Consider the following 14,952-nt stretch of genomic DNA (forward strand, 5'->3'; position numbering starts at 1 on the left):
CTCCTGTTATGTTTTTTACTTCAGCAGTTCCTCAACCATCTCTCTTGTATATTCCACCTTATCCACATGGTTGACCTCGATCTGGTACAGGGCGTTGGCGGCAATGTGCTCGGCTGCCTGCTCCAGGTCACGGATACCGGTGGTATTGGAATAGCGGGCAACAATGGCATCCAGAGCGTCATCTGTGATAATGCACTCGCCCTCTTCCATATGCATTCTTTTCAGAACCTTGGGCAGGGAGAATCTGGAGAAGATTACTTTCTTCTCTTCTGCTGTGTAGTCCGGAATGTCGATCACGGCAAATCTGGACATCAGCGGCGCACTGATCTGGTCACGATCATTGGCTGTGGCAATAGGGTAAACACCGCCGGTTGGAATCATACATTCCATATAGTTGTCTGTAAATCCAAGGTTGTCCAGAAGGGTAAGAAGCACGTCTGCCGGGTTTCCGTTGCCATGTCCGGAGTTTGCCTTGTCAAGCTCGTTGATGATAAATACCAGGTTGGAGGCTCCTGCCATGGAAAATGCATCCATGATAATTCCAGGTTTAGCGTTTGCATAAATACGAGGGCTACCTGTCAGCTGCTTGGAATCGTTGATGGAACTCATGTCCAGAGTCGTCCACGGAAGCTTCAGGATTCTTGCTACCGCATAGGCGATCTGGGATTTACCGGTACCTGCAGGTCCGATGAGAAGAAGTCCGTAAGCAGGCAGGGTATGGGTACGGTTGATCTGGATAATGGTCTCGATGATACGCTGTTTCACACGCTCCATTCCGTAAAGCTCTTCGTCCAGGATTCTTCTTGCTTCCACCGGGTCGATGGCTTCGAAGTAATTGTTTTTCCACTGGATGTTCAGCATAATGGAAAGAGCTCTCTGTGCGTGATGGCGCTCTTCCTGGGAAACCTCGCTGGATCTTGCCACTGCCAGGTTTCTTCTGGTCCACAGGCGGATGTTATCCGGCAGGGTTTTGCCTGCGCAGGTCATAAAATCGGTGATGCTCTGAAGGCTGGTAAGCTTCATCTCATCCCCTGTTTCCTCCTGAGTCTCGTCCTCCTCTGCTTCTGCAGGTGCATTGCTCTCAAGGAGACGCTCGATCATAAACTGCAGAAAGCCGTCCTCTGCGGAAAGCTTGGTGCCGCCCCCAAAGGCAGTCTCTCTGATGCGGTACACAGCATAGCCGTCCTCTGTATTCGCTCCTGACAGGCGCACATTGATGCGGCTGTCTCCAAGCCATTTCAGAAGGCTGGTAAATCTGGAATCGATTTTCAGCACATCGGCTGTGAAGGTGCCGTCCTCTTCCTTAAATTCAAAGGCAGTGCGGTTCACCGGATTGGTGAAAACGCCGCAGGAATGATGCTTCCAGTGTCTTTCTTTATTATCAAGCACCATAATGGGCTGGTCTGCAGATGGTGTGGTATTATTGCTTTGAAAAGTGGTATAGGTGCATTTGGCCTCTGCTTTGCTTGCAGAAGCGCCGCTGAAATCAAATACTGGCATGGCTGTGTCCTCTTTCGTTTTTAAATAAGATCAGGTATAATAATGTTTTTCCCTGATTTCTCTCCTAACTATAGCAACATTTTCCTCCAATGTCCAGAACATGTTTGAAAAAGGATTTTTACAAAACGCCTTTTTGCTGTGTTATAATAGGCTGTATAATTTTATTTGCAGATTCTGTAAAATTTACATTAAATTTTGTATCAAATTTTACAAAAAACACTTGCCAAAACGGAATTTTTCGTGTATTCTAGTATTCGAACAGCTTTCTATTATGTTGCTTATATCTTATAATTTGTTATAGATTGAATTTTTAGTGCGCAGATACCATAGTCCCTCCCAAAGCTTCTAATGGAATACTGCAAACTAAAAATAAAAGACCCCCGGTTCTCGTGAGAGTTCCGGGAGTTTTTCTATACTCTTTTCTTTTTCTGGTGTCAGGGGCAGTCCCCTGCCTTCAGGCAAGGCTTAGGAGCTGCCTGCCCTCTTTCAGCCGCTCTTCAAACTGCTCATAGAAATCCTGATTTTTTTCATAAGGCTTCAGGTAGAAACGGTTCACCACATAAAGGTTCAGATTCTTGATCAGCTGGGCATCTGTGGCACCGTAAAGCACCTCCTGCACATCAAGCAGGAAGTAATGCCAGTCTGCTACGAACTTCTCGTATTTGCGAAGCTCCGGGGTGTCGATCCATTTTTTTACCTTGATTTTGCTCCGGTTGGTCTTCTTGCATTCATGGATCTGCAGAAAATACTTGAAGCTTCCGTTTTCATAGTAGCGTCCCAACGGGAAAAGCCTGCAAAATCCAGGACGGACACTGTGAATCCGGCATCTTCCCTGGTCGTTTAGAAACACGCAGCTTTCGTTTTTCCCGGTCATGCAAAGGTGGGGAAGGATGTTTCCGTCCATGGCGTCAAACTGGATCCATCCGGCGCTTACCAGCTCTGTAGGGCTTTTTCCAAGGCCCTGGCTTAAACGGTACACATCCATAGGGTCTAACACTACGGAGTCTCCCATTCCCTCGCAGCAGTCGTGGCAGCCAGCGCAGTCCTGGCAGTCTGCCTTTACCATATCATTTAATTCATAAAGTCTTCCGTCGGAAATCTCCTCCAAAGATACTTCTCGGCGCATATGCAAATTCCTCTTTCTTTATATAATTCTAATGATACCAGTGTCAAAAGGTCAAAAAGCCGTTCGTGCTTGCACGATAAGGCTTTTGAACTTGGGACACGCCAAATATGAGAAAGTAGCGATTTACGCAGTAAATCAGCGGATTTCGAATATTTGGAGGATTGCGGGAGCAGCGTAGCTGGGTCGCAATCCGGGGTATCAAATGAGTGGCAAAAGACCTTTTGACACTCATATCCTTCTAAAGCTTACAGTTTAATCCCGGACAGGGCCTGGGCAAATGCGTTGTTTACAGGCTCATTGGCCTCTTTTTGCTGCCTGCGCAGATAGTTCTGCACATCCCGTTTGCCAACTCCTGCGCCCTCCTTCTTGCGTCTTGCCTGGAAGGCAGACAGTTTTTCCTTGTAGCCGCAGGCGCAGATGAAGGTCTCTTCCTTGCCTTTTACGTACATTTCCATGCGCTTGTGGCATTTGGGGCAGCGGGCATTGGTGGTACGGGAAATGGTCTCACGGTAGCCGCACTCACGATCCTGGCAGACCAGCATTTTGCTGTTTTTGCCGTTCACAGCCAGAAGCTTTTTGCCGCAGCGTGGGCAGACCTTGTTGGTGAGATTGTCGTGGCGGAAAGTGTCCTCTCCTGACTTGATCTCGTCCACGATTTCGCAGGTGTAGTCCCGGATCTCGTGCAGGAAATCGCCCTGACGGATCTTGCCTTTTGCAATCTGGGACAGCTTCATTTCCCAGTCTGCAGTCAGTTCCGGCTTCTTCAGATCTTCGGGAACCAATTCCAGAAGCTGTTTGGCCTTTGATGTAATGTGGATCTCATTGCCTTTTTTCTCCATCATAAAGGAGTGGAAAAGCTTCTCTATAATATCCGCTCTTGTGGCAACCGTGCCAAGGCCGCCTGTCTCGCCGATGGTTTTCACCGCTTCTTTGTCACGGGTCTCCATAAATTTCACCGGATTTTCCATGGCTGCAAGAAGAGTTGCTTCTGTAAAGCGTGCAGGTGGCTTGGTTTTGCCGGTGTTCAGCGCAGCACGCAGAACCTTCAGCTTCTGGCCTGTCTGCATTTTGGGAAGGCGCTGGTCCTTTAATTTCTCCTCGTCCTCCTCGCTTTCCTCCTGATCACCGCCCTCGTAAACCTCTTTCCAGCCCTGGCTTTTTACCACTTTGCCGCTGGCTGCAAAGGTTTCCCCGGCTGCTTTTGCTTCCATTGTTACCTGCTGGTACTCAAATGGCGGATACAAAACGGCAAGGAAGCGGCGCACAACCATGTCGTAAATCTTCCGCTCCTCGTTTGTCATGTGATCCAGCTGCACAAACTGCTCTGTTGGGATGATCGCATGATGGTCGCTGACCTTCTTGTCATCCACAAAGCTGGAATTCGCCTGTACGGGTTTGTTCATCAGCGCCCCTGCAAGCTTCCGGTAAGGACCGATTCCGCAGGCTTTCAGTCTTTCCCTGATGGTGGGGACAATGTCTTTTCCAATGTATCTGGAGTCGGTTCTCGGATAGGTGAGCACCTTGTGATTCTCGTAAAGACGCTGCATAATGTTCAATGTTTCTTTTGCGGAAAAACCATATTTCTGGTTGGCTTCTCTCTGAAGAGTGGTCAGGTCGTACAGACCGGGAGCCATGGACTTTTTGGTTTTTTCCTCGATTCTGGTCACTTCCAGACTGGCAGTCTCGGTTTTCCTGCGGATTTCTTCTGCCTTTTCCCTGGAAAAAGTGCGGAAACTTTTTGTTTTTTCATCCCGCCAGGTCCATTTCACATCCTGGGTTTCCACGGAAACGCCGTAGTATTCCTTTGGGGTAAACTGGCGGATTTCCTCTTCTCTTCTGGCGATCATGGCAAGGGTGGGAGTCTGCACACGGCCGCAGGAAAGCTGGGCGTTGTATTTGCAGGTCAGCGCTCTTGTGCCGTTCATGCCCACCAGCCAGTCAGCCTCTGCTCTTGCAACAGCGGCGCGGTAAAGGTTGTCGTAGGCGTGTCCGTCTTTTAAATTGGCAAAGCCTTCCTTGATGGCCTTGTCTGTGACAGAAGAGATCCACAGTCTCTTAATAGGCTTGTGACAGCCAGCTTTTTCCAGGATCCAGCGGGCAACCAGCTCGCCCTCACGGCCGGCATCTGTGGCAATGATGATTTCTTCAATATCTTTTCGGAAAAGCTGGGTTTTCACCACGGAAAACTGCTTTCCGGTCTGGCGGATCACTACCAGCTTCATGTCTTTTGGCATCATGGGAAGGGTGGACATTTCCCATTTCTCGTATTTCTTATCGTATTCTTCCGGGTCCGCCAGGGTTATAAGATGGCCAAGTGCCCAGGTGACTACATATTTCTTTCCTTCCAGAACGCCGCCGTTTTTCTGATTTGCCCCAAGGACGCGGGCAATGTCTCTTGCAACAGACGGCTTCTCTGCGATTACCAGTGATTTCATATTCCTTACTCCTAAATCAAATTCTATCAGGGAAAATCTTAAGTCCTTCATAAGAAAGTCATAAGAAACAGTATAACATACTTTAGAAAATTTTAACGATATTTTTTCAAAATTAATTTGTAATACGGCCTGTCCAATGTTATTATGAAACCAGAAAGCGACACAGGGAGACATTATGTATTATTTTATCGTTAATCCAAATTCCCACTCCGGCAGGGGACGTATCATCTGGGACCAGCTCCACCAGCAGTTATTGCTTCGGGGAATTTCTTTCCAGTACTGCCTTACAAGATATTCCGGACATGCTACAAAGATTGCTTCTGAGGCATCTTTACTTGGGATCGATTCTGAGCCCGTCTATATGATCGCAATTGGAGGGGACGGCACCATTCAGGAGGTGCTTACCGGGATCACAGATTTTGACCGGGTGGTTTTCGGCTACATTCCCACAGGCTCGGGCAATGATTTTTGCAGAAGCATGGAACTGCCTTTTGATCCTATGGAATCTCTTGAGTATATTTTAAAGGCAGAGCGCATTGCTCCTATGGATGTTCCTTATCTGATCTGCGGGGAAAAGAAGTCCCATTTCGGCATCAGCACAGGAATCGGATATGACGCGGGAGTCTGCCAGGAGGTGCTTGCTACTCCCCTTAAGAAGGTGTTCAATCGTCTTGGACTGGGAAAGCTGATCTATCTTTTTATTGCCTTAAAGCAGCTGATTTTTATTTCTCCGGGGAAAATGACGGTTACATTGGATGGGGAGAATACTTTTTCCTATGATCACGTATATTTTACGGCAGTTATGAATCAGAGATATGAGGGCGGCGGGTTTAAGTTCTGCCCGGATGCACGGCCGGATGACGGACAGCTGGATATGATCCTGGTGGAGGGCGTTGGGAAGCTGAAGCTTCTTTTCTGCCTGCCTACTGCTTTTTTCGGAAAGCATACGGGAATTAAAGGGATACATATTATGACCTGCAGGGACATTCATATTCACAGCGAGAATGCTCTTCCCGTCCATATTGATGGGGAATCCGGCGGAATCCGCCAGGATTTAACAGTTTCTATTGAAAAAAAGCCTTTAAAAATCATTTTACCTGTGGTATAATCTCCACGATTTGAAAAAGGAGTGAAAGACTTGGCACAATTTATTAAGAAATATAAGCATGGTCTGATCATACTTGTATATGCAATTGTTTACCTGATGTTTTTCGGGTATCTGGAGCACAGACCGGTACGTGGATTCCATGCAATTGACACTGTTTTTGATGATTACATACCATTTTGCGAGTATTTTATTGTCCCTTATCTGTTATGGTTTCCATATCAGGTTGTCACAGTTTTATACTTCATCTTCAAGAACAAGAATAAGAAAGAATATTATCAGTTGGTTTTCAACATGATGATGGGTATGACCATTTTCCTGATCGTGTCTTATGTGTATCCCAATGTGCTGCATTTAAGACCGTTGGAGTTTCCTAGGGAGAATGTGTTTACGGACGCGGTTCGGTGGCTGTATCGCACGGATACGCCGACCAATGTGCTTCCTAGTATCCATGTGTTTAACTCTCTGGCGATTCATATGTCACTGACTAATTGTGAGGCGCTTCGGGATAAGAAGGCCATTCGGTATGGTTCTTTGGTTCTGACCTTGCTGATCATCATGTCTACTATGTTTTTGAAGCAGCATTCTGTGATTGATGTTTGCTGTGGGGCTACATTGGCGCTGTTTGGGTATTTGTTTTTTTATCCGCAGAAGGCGGGGGAAGAAGCACGGGATGTGGCTGTAGAGAGATTTGGACGGAATAAACGCGGGAAACGCTACTAAAGATGAGAAAGACGCGAACCTCCAGGAATTGGAGGGCGCGTCTTTTTTGTCCTATTAACTAAAAACGGGCGCTTCGCTGAAGCGAGCGCCCTGGGGATTGTTAATTAAAGCCGTAGAACTTCTGACAGATCTTGTAGGCGGCTACGGAGACACGGCGGCCGCCTCGGCCTGGGAGATTCATGAAGTTGCCCATAAGGCTGTGGCGAAGTTTTCCGTAAAGGACACGGTTGGTGGAGCGGATGTACTCGAGAAGCTCTTTTTTCTTATCGAGGGCTTCTTTGGTGCCGGAGCGGATCAGCATGATGGAGGAAATGGTGGTGATGATGTCCAGGTAGCTGATCATGTAGGCTCTTGCCCGCTTGTTCATGCTGCCGCAGCTTGTGTAGGAATTGACCATCAGCTTGTTTACGCGCAGCTGCTGGTCGATTCTGCGGATCATAACAGCCTCATTGACAGACTGATCGTCACGTCCGATGAAGTAGCGGTAGAAATTGGTGTCCAGGTAGTACATGTTCTGTACATATGGAAGTGGATCAAATGCAAAAATATTGTCTACATAGAAAGTGTGCTCTGGCAAAGTCAGATTGCACTCAAGGAGCAACTGGGTACGGTAGATCATGGAATGCATGAGAAGATATTTTCCTTTAGGCATATGTCCTACTTCGTTCCAGGTGAAGATCTGGTTCACTGGCAGGCAGTGGCGGTACTGCATGACCTTCTTGCGGGCTGCGCCCTGCTTCTCATATACAAAGTTGCTGATGAGAAGGTCTACGGTCTTTGAGCCCTTTACTAGGTTCTCCAGAGTTTTCAGGATTTCTTTGTAGGATTCCTCGTTTACCCAGTCATCGCTGTCTACTACCTTGAAATAGAGACCCTGGGCATTGTGGATACCGGTGTTTACGGCGCCGCCGTGGCCAAGGTTTGGCTGATGGATGGAGCGGACGATGTTCGGATATTTCTCCTGATACTGATCTGCGATCTCTGCAGTTCTGTCCTTGGAACCGTCATCGATTACAAGAATCTCTACTTCGTCTCCTCCCGGAAGAAGAGACTGGATACATTTCTCCATATAAGCTTCGGAATTGTAGCATGGAATTGCTATACTAAGTAATTTCATTGAATTTCCTCCTTCATGTACTTCGCATATGCGCCAAACGCGGAAGGGATGGCGTAGTTTCTCTCTGATTCTTTTTTATCTGCAAAAAGAATGCCTGGGGCGTGTGTCTGTTCTAAGGATGACACACGGATCAGGTATGCCTTCATTCGCCACTCAATGTGGGAAAAAATGTGCTTGGCATCTGGCAATTCTTCTATATATAAGGGCTCTGTGCCAAGGTCTTTTACATAGTCCAGGGCTTCCTCACGGCTTAAGTAGCCTTCTGTGTTGGGAAGCTCGTATAATCCGGCAAGAAGGCCTTTGGAAGGGCGTTTGCGGATTGCGGTACAGTTTCCATCCTGGATCACAAGGACTGTGCGCTCTTCTATGACTCGGGGCTTCTTCGGGGCCTTTACCGGATATTTTTCCATGGTTCCGTGAAGTCCTGCAAGGCAGTAATCCCGCACTGGACAAATCAGACATTTGGGCTGTCCGTTGGGGACGCACACCACTGCCCCAAGTTCCATCATAGCCTGATTGAAATCTCCTGGACGATCCACAGGAATAATTTCCTGGAGCGCTTTTTCTGTTTTCTTACGAAAGGCTGGCTTCGTAATGTCCTCGGAATCCTCTGTCATTCTGGTTACCACGCGGAAAACATTTCCATCTACAGCCGGCACGGGAATGCCGTAGGCAATGGAGGCAATGGCCCCCGCTGTATAACTCCCTATCCCCTTTAACGAGATAAGAAGGGAAAAGTTTTCAGGAAGTTTGCCATTATATTTTTCTACCATCTCCTGGGCTGCCAGCTGCATGTTGCGGACGCGGCTGTAATAGCCAAGGCCTTCCCACAGCTTGAGAAGCTTCTCCTGGGGACAGGCTGCCAGGGCTGGTATGTCAGGAAGCTCCCGGATAAATCGTTCAAAATAGGGCTTTACAGCTTCCACACGGGTCTGCTGGAGCATGATCTCGGACACCCAGGTGTAATAAGCGTTATGCTGATCACGCCAGGGCAGAATCCGCTTGTTCTCATCGTACCACCCAAGAAGAGGCTGTATAAACTCATCTGTCATTTTATTTCCTCCAAATTACTGCCATAGAATGGCACTAATCTCTTTCCAAACGGACAGGCACAGGGTCCTGGATCTCCATGCGGTCCGGTTCTACCAGACAGTCGTAAGCAAGAATGTGCACGCCTGCTTTCTGCGCCTTTTGTAAGGTTTCCCCGAATTCACGGTGGGTATCCCAGTTAGGCTCGAACCTTGTGACTCCTTTCATCTGGATTACCAGAAGAAGATATGCCTCGTAGCCGTCTTCCATGCAGCGAATCAGCTCTTCTACATGCTTCACGCCTCTTGCGGTAGGCGCATCTGGGAAACGCGCTACGTTATCAGCTTCCAGAGTTACTCCCTTCACTTCGATGAAAGCCTTTCTTCTGTCCGAGCAGGCGTAAAGGTCAAACCTGGAATTGCCGTAGGTTTTCTCAGGCGTCACCTGAACCTCTTCCGTGAAAAGATGACCTGCCTTTACCCATTCCAGCGCTGCTTTATTGGGAATCTGGGAATCCATGTTGATCAGGCGTCCGCTTTTATTGACGCAGACCAGATCGTAAGCTGTCTTTCTCGCCGGGTTGCCGCTCTTTTCCAAAAAGACCTGCGCCCCTGGGACCAGAAGCTCTTTACATCTGCCTGTGTTCTTTACATGAACCGTCTCGATCTGCCCGCCAATCTCCACATGGGCAATAAACCGATTGGGACGGTCAAGAAAACGGCCTTCTGTAATATTTTCGTATTTCATGATTCACCTCGCGTTACTGTCTGACATGTAATCTGATCCTGCCAAAAACTGACCAACAGGTCAAAAACAGTAACTGACTTTCTTATCATAACATAAAATCCGCAAAAAGCCAGCTAAAAATTATCTAAATAAAAACATTGCATTTTTTAAACTTCCTATATAAAATGAAATCAGTGTAAAAACACCAGAAAGGACTAAAGACCTCTAATGGACAGTATTATTTTTGACGTTGACGGTACTATATGGAATTCCACAGATGTTGTGGCGCAGGCCTGGAATGAAGTTTTGGAGAAAGAAAAGATTGACATCCGGGTGACGGCGGATCAGCTGAAGGGGCTTTTCGGAAGACTGCTTCCGGATATTGCGAAAGCGATTCTTCCCGATCAGACAGAGGCTGAGCAGCTTCGAATCATTGACCTTTGCTGCCATGCAGAGCATGAACTTTTGAGAGAAAAAGGGGCGCCGGTTTATGAAGGGCTTGAAGATACCCTGAGGGAACTGAGTAAGCGCTATCCACTTTTTGTGGTCAGCAACTGCCAGGCTGGATATATTGAGCTTGTATTTGAAAAAACAGGGTTTGGAAAGTATTTCACAGGACATCTCTGCCCGGGGGATACAGGCGAGGCTAAGGCTGCCAATATCCAGACAATTGCGAAAAAATATGAGCTGAAGGCACCTGTCTATGTGGGTGATACCTTCGGGGATTACCAGGCCTGTCAGGAGGCGGAAGTGCCATTTGTATTTGCCTCTTATGGCTTTGGGCAGGTGGATACACCGGATTATGTGATTGAGAAGCCGATGGATCTGCTGACATTATTCTGATTTTTCCAGAATAATGTCAGCTTGCAATTTTTTTGCCAAAGGATACTTCTAACAAAGTTTCCATTTTCATCACTACTTTTTGAAAAAAGTATTTCTGGCTGAAGTACTCTTTCGTTGCTTTCCACTATCTATCATGACTATGGACAACTGTACTTTCTACAAAAGAACAAGCGCCTGCATCCAACTTTTCCCGAGATGCAGGCGCTTTTACGTTTTATTTCTTACATTTCTTACGAATCAGAACTACCATAGCGATGAAGATGACAATTACCAGTACCAGGTAAATAATATCATACACATAGCTCTTGATCAGCATATCCAGTCCGGTGAGAACTCCGAAAATGAGTAATGTCACACCGGAAATCAGCTGAATCTTTTTCTCGTCGTAAAGTCTCTTACGCTCGGCGGCATTTCCGCCTTTCATCAGAATATCTCCATGACCGGTAAGAAGCATTACTCCCATTACAAGAGCTGCTACAGTCAGGATCAAATCAAAGGAATCCATATTCATAGTAACTTATTCTCCACTTCTTTTGTTATCAATTAGTAAAAGCAAACAATCGGCACATTGGTATCAATAATGCTGTATAAGGTTGCTGCTGCATCCAGCGGCATGTTGATACATCCGTGGGAGCCTGCATAGGTGTAGCGGTCTCCTCCGAAGTAAGCCTGCCAGGTAGCATCGTGGAAGCCGATTCCTCCATTGAACGGCATCCAGTAGGTAACCGAAGTCTCATATTCATAAGTGCCGTCCGGCTTCTTCGCACCGCGGAGCACATCCGGGCTCTTCTTGTAATACAGGGTGAAAATTCCCGGAGGGGTTGCTCTGTCATCGTAACGGATATCACCGGAAACAATGTCAGAATCAAAAATGATGCTGCCACCCTGGTAATAATACATGTGCTGGCTGCTCAGATCCACCTCAATATAAGTGCTTCCAATATCATTGTAGCCGTAGGCATTGGCTCTCATGGAATAAACAGGCTCACGGGTAGTCTGTGTTCCAGTACGGATTTCTTCCGTCAGCTGTGCAGCCTCTGCGTCCTGGTCAATCTTCCAGCCGTATGCAGAACCATATACAGAAACGGTTCTGCCGCTTGTGGTATTGAAAGAACGGGTAGTTCCTACCGTATTGTGCTCGCTTGCCAGCTGTGCCACGAAGTCCTTCACATGCTGGGTAAAGGATGCGTCATCCTGTACCAGCTGTCCCTTCTCGTCAAACTGCAGCCAGTTCTTCAGTGTGCTTCCGTCAAGGGTCACCGTCTGATCACCAAAAGTGTAGGTGATGCTCGCCTTGGTGTAGTTGTTATAAGCATCTCTTGTTGCCTGAAGCGTGGAATCCTCACTGGTCACGGCTGCCACTGCATACACATCCGGCGTGCTGCCAAGATCAATGCTGGTCTGGCTGCCGGAAATGGCTGCATCTAATGCCTTATAGGCTTCCTTCACCTTCAGCTTGCTTCCCTCAGTCTCCGGAACAATGGTAAATTCATCCCCATTCATTGCCACATAGGCATTCTCCGGCTCCACCTGATTCTCCGGCTGGGCACAGTTCAGGGCTTTCACCTCATTCTGGAGAAGAGTCTTATCAAAGGTTACATTCTCCTGTGTGTTGTAGCTTCTTGTCTCCATAAAGCCGCGCACCCACTCATAAGGCTTCTGCTGCTTCAGAAGGTTCAGTACCTCACCGTCAGACATGTACTGGTAGCCAATTTGGCTTCCGCTGATAGTCTGAGGATCCTGATTTCTGGAAGTTACCTCAATGGAATAAGCCTCCACTGTGCTGGCAATTGCCTGCTCCACCTCATAGGCAGTCTTGTTGGAACAGTCGATCCCATTGATATAGGTTCCTTCGAAAAAGCGGTCCGCATAATAATAGGTCACTGCACCATATGCACAGCCTGCTGTCACTGCAAGAATGGCCGCAATAATTCCGGTCACCTTCAGGCCTTTATGCTTCTTTTTCTGGATGGGAACGATTTTCTCGTCCAGCTCTTCTTCAGAAATAGGAACATAGGCAATCTTGGTGGGTCTAGCGGAACGAGATGCGGGGCGGGCGCTCTGTTTCTGAGTACTTTCTTTCTTCTCCCTGCGGCTTCTCTTCCGACCGGACCTTGTGGAAAATTCTTCTACCTGAAGCTCACGCTCCTGTGGGACATCTGATTCATCATCATAGGAATCATCTTCCTCATCAAACTCTTCAGACTCCTCCTCGTCATCGTCCGCTTCAGACTCCTCCTCAAATTCATCTGAATACTCCGAATCGTATTCCTCTTCCTCCGGATATTCTTCCTCGTAATCCTCTTCTGCGGAGTCCTCCTGATCATCGGCCTCATCTGTGTCATCCCAGGAATCGAAATCCCCATCCTCAGATGACTGCGTATCCTCTTCATCAAAAAAATCTGCCCCATGGAACTCATCATCCAGATCCACTTCCAGGTCTGCCATGGCGGCATCTATTTTATCTTCGAAACCTCCCGGGCCTCTCTGAGTACGCTTTTCGTCCTTACTCATGTATAAATTTCTCCTCTAAAAAAACACCGTTGTAACAAAGTCCCGCCGCTTCACAGCGAAACCTTATTCTATTATAACATATATTTTCCAAATTGCATCTTAAAATGTATATTTCCTCTGTCTTTTACACAAACTTTTGCAACGTAAAAGAAATATTCTTCCCCAAAGACAGAAAAAATGTGCCAGATGGAAAAATGTTACAAAATTCCATCTGACACATCTATCTTATTATATTCTGTATGTATGCCTGTAATCCTTATTTTTCCTGTGTTTCCAGATTTACAGGCACGATTCGCGCTCTGTACCCGGCAGCACACTGTAATGAAACGTCTAACCTTACAGGCACAGTTTTTTCTTCATATCCTTCATCACATAGAAGTAAAGAACAATCAGAAGCACGGTGGCAACCACCCATGCAAACGGACTTGCCATGCACGCCATGGTGTAGCTCTTTTTATTCGCTGCAATAACAGCCATCACGCCTCTTCCTACAAGCTCAGCCACACCGGAAAGCATAGGCAGAAGGCCGTAGCCCATTCCCTGGAAGCCGTTGCGGTAGCAGTTTACCACATACAGCGGAACCAGGAACATTCCCACGCACCGGAGGTAGGTATCCACCATAGGAATGACCACATCTGCATTATCTGAAATAAACAGATAAGAGAAGTATTTGCCTGCGAAGAAAAGAATGAAGCCTGCAATTACCGCATACGCGCATCCGATCACATCTGTTGCACGGAAGCCCTGGCGCACACGGTCCAGCTTTCTGGCTCCGATGTTCTGGGCATTGTATGTAGAAATAGTAGTTCCAATAGCGACAAAAGCCTGGGTGAAAATATTCTCGATCTTATTTCCTGCGGTAAAGGCTGCAACCGCGTAAGAACCAAGAATATTCAGGGAGCTCTGTACCATCATGGTTCCAATGGCTGTAATGGAATACTGAAGGCCCATTGGGATTCCCACGCTGATCTGCTTCGCGGCAATGTCTTTGTTAAAATGCCAGTCTTCTCTTTTCATGCGAAGCTCCGGAACAGCTTTCCAGATGTAGACCAGGCAGAGAAGTCCGGACACTCCCTGGGAAATAACCGTTGCCCATGCAGCTCCCGGCGCACCCCAGTGGAAAAAGATAATGAACACAAGGTCCAATACAATATTAAGGCCTGCTGCCAAAATCAGGAAATACAGCGGTGTCTTGCTGTTGCCAAGAGCCCTGAGGACACTGGACACCAGGTTGTAGAGCACCTGGGTAAAAATTCCGGCACAGATGATCATAATGTAGCCATATGCCCCGTCAAAAATATCCTCCGGTGTATGCATGAAAACCAGCAGTCTGTGCATTCCCAGCATGCTGACCGCCGTCATGATCACCGCGATCACGGCGGAAAGAATGGCTGCATTGCCAACTGTCTTCCGCATCTCATCCATTCTTCCTGCCCCAAATTTCTGGGAGGTAAGTACGGTAAATCCTGTGGTCAGTCCCATCAGAAAACCAATGATCAGAAAGGTGATGGTACCTGTGGCTCCTACCGCCGCCAATCCCTTGGTACCTACAAACTTTCCTACTATAACCGCATCAGCCATACTGTAAAGCTGCTGAAATACATTACCGATAAAAACAGGAATGGTGAAATTCAGCAACATTTTCATGGGCTTTCCCACAGTCATATCTGTCTGCATTTTAAGTTTTCCTCCATAAGAAAAAATATCGTTTGAGAGCGATTATAGGCGAAATCCCACTTACTTTCAAGCCCCTATTTTAAGAAATTTAAAAATTTTTCCAGGATGCTTTTTGAGGACAAAAAGGTGCAGCCCCTATAGGAAGCTGCACCCTGTT

Annotated in this window: 12 protein-coding genes; 3 read left to right on the forward strand and 9 right to left on the reverse strand. The window is 47.2% G+C overall.

Annotation, left to right across the window (positions count from 1 at the left end):
- Positions 1-15: 15 nt before the first annotated feature.
- The 3 genes from H8S54_RS14760 to H8S54_RS14770 form a co-directional block, all read right to left on the reverse strand.
- The gene (locus H8S54_RS14760; protein WP_021926866.1) at positions 16-1,500 is read right to left on the reverse strand and encodes an AAA family ATPase; all 1,485 of its coding nucleotides are present in this window, start codon (positions 1,498-1,500) and stop codon (positions 16-18) included.
- Between the two features lie 454 nt (positions 1,501-1,954).
- Complete coding sequence (locus tag H8S54_RS14765; RefSeq protein WP_021926867.1) at positions 1,955-2,626, reverse strand: YkgJ family cysteine cluster protein; 672 nt, start codon at positions 2,624-2,626, stop codon at positions 1,955-1,957.
- A 245-nt stretch (positions 2,627-2,871) separates the two neighbouring features.
- Entirely contained in the window at positions 2,872-5,061 is a 2,190-nt protein-coding gene (locus H8S54_RS14770) for a DNA topoisomerase III (protein WP_021926868.1), read from the reverse strand.
- A gap of 175 nt (positions 5,062-5,236) precedes the next feature.
- Between H8S54_RS14770 and H8S54_RS14775 the strand changes: the two genes are divergently transcribed.
- Both H8S54_RS14775 and H8S54_RS14780 read left to right on the forward strand, forming a co-directional pair.
- Positions 5,237-6,169 carry a diacylglycerol/lipid kinase family protein gene (locus H8S54_RS14775; protein WP_173766847.1) on the forward strand — a complete coding sequence of 311 codons (933 nt, stop codon included), beginning with the start codon at positions 5,237-5,239 and terminating at the stop codon, positions 6,167-6,169.
- A 30-nt stretch (positions 6,170-6,199) separates the two neighbouring features.
- The gene (locus H8S54_RS14780; protein ID WP_117851652.1) at positions 6,200-6,889 is read left to right on the forward strand and encodes a phosphatase PAP2 family protein; all 690 of its coding nucleotides are present in this window, start codon (positions 6,200-6,202) and stop codon (positions 6,887-6,889) included.
- Between the two features lie 100 nt (positions 6,890-6,989).
- Here H8S54_RS14780 and H8S54_RS14785 read toward each other — a convergent pair whose 3' ends face one another.
- Genes H8S54_RS14785 through sfsA form a run of 3 tightly spaced genes read right to left on the reverse strand, consistent with a single transcriptional unit; the run spans position 6,990 to position 9,782 of the window.
- Positions 6,990-8,006 (reverse strand): glycosyltransferase family 2 protein, encoded by a 1,017-nt coding sequence (locus H8S54_RS14785; protein ID WP_186901740.1) that lies wholly within the window; start codon positions 8,004-8,006, stop codon positions 6,990-6,992.
- On the reverse strand, positions 8,003-9,058 hold the full coding sequence (gene mutY / locus H8S54_RS14790; RefSeq protein ID WP_186901741.1) for an A/G-specific adenine glycosylase: 1,056 nt from the start codon (positions 9,056-9,058) through the stop codon (positions 8,003-8,005). Before mutY ends, H8S54_RS14785 begins: the two co-directional genes overlap by 4 nt.
- A 34-nt stretch (positions 9,059-9,092) precedes the next feature.
- Positions 9,093-9,782, reverse strand: a complete 690-nt coding sequence (gene sfsA / locus H8S54_RS14795; RefSeq protein WP_117851644.1) for a DNA/RNA nuclease SfsA — start codon at positions 9,780-9,782, stop codon at positions 9,093-9,095.
- A gap of 207 nt (positions 9,783-9,989) precedes the next feature.
- On the opposite strand from sfsA, the gene H8S54_RS14800 reads away from it, so the two are divergent.
- A complete protein-coding gene (locus H8S54_RS14800; protein ID WP_186901742.1) occupies positions 9,990-10,604 on the forward strand; it encodes an HAD family hydrolase in 615 nt (204 codons plus the stop codon).
- A gap of 214 nt (positions 10,605-10,818) precedes the next feature.
- On the opposite strand, the gene H8S54_RS14805 is transcribed toward H8S54_RS14800, so the two are convergent.
- The 3 genes from H8S54_RS14805 to H8S54_RS14815 form a co-directional block, all read right to left on the reverse strand.
- On the reverse strand, positions 10,819-11,115 hold the full coding sequence (locus tag H8S54_RS14805) for a DUF3784 domain-containing protein (RefSeq protein ID WP_021926875.1): 297 nt from the start codon (positions 11,113-11,115) through the stop codon (positions 10,819-10,821).
- A 32-nt stretch (positions 11,116-11,147) separates the two neighbouring features.
- Positions 11,148-13,118, reverse strand: a complete 1,971-nt coding sequence (locus H8S54_RS14810; RefSeq protein WP_021926876.1) for a L,D-transpeptidase family protein — start codon at positions 13,116-13,118, stop codon at positions 11,148-11,150.
- Between the two features lie 336 nt (positions 13,119-13,454).
- Positions 13,455-14,795 carry an MATE family efflux transporter gene (locus tag H8S54_RS14815; RefSeq protein WP_021926877.1) on the reverse strand — a complete coding sequence of 447 codons (1,341 nt, stop codon included), beginning with the start codon at positions 14,793-14,795 and terminating at the stop codon, positions 13,455-13,457.
- Between the last annotated feature and the right edge of the window lie 157 nt (positions 14,796-14,952).

Origin of the sequence: Blautia segnis, from assembly GCF_014287535.1 — a bacterium.
Lineage (GTDB): Bacteria > Bacillota > Clostridia > Lachnospirales > Lachnospiraceae > Blautia_A > Blautia_A acetigignens.

Excerpts from the sequence above, each read along its gene's own strand:
- H8S54_RS14760 (WP_021926866.1), bottom strand. The coding sequence starts at position 1,500 with ATGCCAGTATTTGATTTCAGCGGCGCTTCTGCAAGCAAAGCAGAGGCC.
- H8S54_RS14765 (WP_021926867.1), bottom strand. The coding sequence starts at position 2,626 with ATGCGCCGAGAAGTATCTTTGGAGGAGATTTCCGACGGAAGACTTTAT.
- H8S54_RS14770 (WP_021926868.1), bottom strand. The coding sequence starts at position 5,061 with ATGAAATCACTGGTAATCGCAGAGAAGCCGTCTGTTGCAAGAGACATT.
- H8S54_RS14775 (WP_173766847.1), top strand. The coding sequence starts at position 5,237 with ATGTATTATTTTATCGTTAATCCAAATTCCCACTCCGGCAGGGGACGT.
- H8S54_RS14785 (WP_186901740.1), bottom strand. The coding sequence starts at position 8,006 with ATGAAATTACTTAGTATAGCAATTCCATGCTACAATTCCGAAGCTTAT.
- mutY (WP_186901741.1), bottom strand. The coding sequence starts at position 9,058 with ATGACAGATGAGTTTATACAGCCTCTTCTTGGGTGGTACGATGAGAAC.
- sfsA (WP_117851644.1), bottom strand. The coding sequence starts at position 9,782 with ATGAAATACGAAAATATTACAGAAGGCCGTTTTCTTGACCGTCCCAAT.
- H8S54_RS14800 (WP_186901742.1), top strand. The coding sequence starts at position 9,990 with ATGGACAGTATTATTTTTGACGTTGACGGTACTATATGGAATTCCACA.
- H8S54_RS14805 (WP_021926875.1), bottom strand. The coding sequence starts at position 11,115 with ATGAATATGGATTCCTTTGATTTGATCCTGACTGTAGCAGCTCTTGTA.
- H8S54_RS14810 (WP_021926876.1), bottom strand. The coding sequence starts at position 13,118 with ATGAGTAAGGACGAAAAGCGTACTCAGAGAGGCCCGGGAGGTTTCGAA.
- H8S54_RS14815 (WP_021926877.1), bottom strand. The coding sequence starts at position 14,795 with ATGCAGACAGATATGACTGTGGGAAAGCCCATGAAAATGTTGCTGAAT.